The following is a 1,824-nucleotide window of genomic DNA, read 5'->3' as shown; positions in this document are numbered from 1 at the left end:
CTGGGTTATTTGCCCGATATGCCCGCTTTTGGGTTGTTGCGGGGGGTGTCGGATATCGGATAAAGGCGTGGTGCGGGCCACAGGAATGGGAGTGGCGCAGGCCACAGGAATGGCCGTGACCCGGGTCACGGAATGCCGGGAACCCGGCTCGCGGGAATGGCAGTGTGACCCGGGCCACGGAATGCGGGCGGCTCCGTCAGCGCAGCGGCAGCACCAGTTCGGCGGGATCGGCGGAGCCGGAGCCGAACGAGACGGTGCTCCCCAGCGGGGTGCGGCCGCCGTACATCGGGTCCGAGGTGTCCAGGACCAGGGCCAGCCGGTGCCCGGCCGGCAGGTCGTAGGCCGTGGCGAAGAGCCGCACGTCGAGCGGGAACGCCCTGCCGGGCTCCTGGTCGGACCAGCTCTGCGGGGCGTGCGAGATCAGCTTCCCCAGGCCGAGGGCGTCCACGTCGTAGAGATAGGCGAACACCGTGCCCTCTGGCGCGGACGCGGTGACCGTCGTGTGCAGCTGCGCGGCACCCCGGATCGGCTGCGCGGCCGGGTAGGGCCGCGACTGCCAGACGGCACCGGCCGAGCGCGGCAGCAGCGGGAGGAGGACGGTCGGCGGCAGGCCGGTGAGCTGGTCGAGGCCGCCGGACAGCTCGGCGATCCCGCCGTCCGCGCCGGAGTCGGTGCCGCCGACCACCGACGTCTGCCAGCCGGTCCCGGCCGCGCCGCCGAGCGCGCCGGTGCCCAGCGGGTCCGGGGCGCCGAGCCGCAGGTGGTCGGTCCGGGTGGCGACCGCCTCCCAGCTGGGGTGGCTCTCGTGGCCGCCGGCCGGGCGGACCTCCAGGTCCACCGACTGCTCCTGGCCGCCGCCGGTGCCCTTGAGGTACCGGTCGAGCCAGTCGCGTGCGCTCGCCCAGGTGGCGTTGGAGAGCCCCAGCAGGCTGGTGAACTCCTGGGTGGCGTGGTCGCCGGGGCGCAGTTCGAGCCGCTTGGGTCCGGTCAGCTGCCGGTAGAGGGAGACGGTCTGGCTGGGGTTGAAGACGCTGTCGCCCCAGGCGCCGGCCAGCAGGACGGCCGTGCCGTGGGCGTTGATCCGGTCCACGTACGTGGCAGGGGACCTGGTCTTCGCCCACCGGAGGACCTCGGGCATGTCGCGGTCGGCGAAGACGTCGGCCAGGATCCTGGCGAACTCCGGGCTCTTGCGGCCGGTCGGTGCCTGGATCGCGGCCAGCAGTCCGGCGGCCTGGAGGTGCCTGGTGTCGCCGCTGTACAGCGAGTCGGCCAGGTCGCCCCAGCCGCTCAGTGCGGCCACCGCCTTGATCCGGGGGTCGAAGGCGGCGCCCATCAGGGTCAGGCCGCCGCCCAGGGAGAGTCCCACCATTCCGATGCGCTGCGGGTCGGCCGGGGCGTGGGCGAGCGCCCAGTCGATGACCGAGGAGACGTCGGCCACGTCCGTGGGACCGGCGACGTCGATCTCGCCGCCGGAGAGCCAGAAGCCCCGCACGGTGTAGGTGACGGCGACGTAGCCGGCGGCGGCGAGCTGCCTGCCCTGGGCGACGTACTCCAGGTCGTTCTGCCCCCAGCTGGCCGGCTGCACGACCACGGGGTAGCGGCCCTGCGGATCGGCGCCGGGGGTGCCGACGGCCGGGGTGAAGACGTCGGCCTTCAGGGCGACGCCGTCCTTCATCGTCAGGTCGACCGGCCGGAACGACGGCGCACCGGAGGTGAGGGCCGCCGCCCCGCCCCGCGGGGCGGCCCCCGCCGGGGCCCTGGTGTGGGGGCCCCCCACGGCCAGTGCCAGTCTCTTATAAAAAAAAACCAACCCCCCAGACCCAC

1 protein-coding gene is annotated in these 1,824 nt (G+C 73.7%); it reads right to left on the bottom strand.

Annotated elements, in window-relative coordinates:
* Nucleotides 1-196: 196 nt before the first annotated feature.
* Nucleotides 197-1,777 (bottom strand): CocE/NonD family hydrolase, encoded by a 1,581-nt coding sequence (locus tag ACFC1R_RS35495; RefSeq protein ID WP_375945838.1) that lies wholly within the window; start codon nt 1,775-1,777, stop codon nt 197-199.
* Nucleotides 1,778-1,824 lie beyond the last annotated feature (47 nt).

Source organism: Kitasatospora sp. NPDC056138 (assembly GCF_042264695.1).
Taxonomy (GTDB): domain Bacteria; phylum Actinomycetota; class Actinomycetes; order Streptomycetales; family Streptomycetaceae; genus Kitasatospora.
This window is presented reverse-complemented; position numbering and strand designations above follow the sequence as displayed.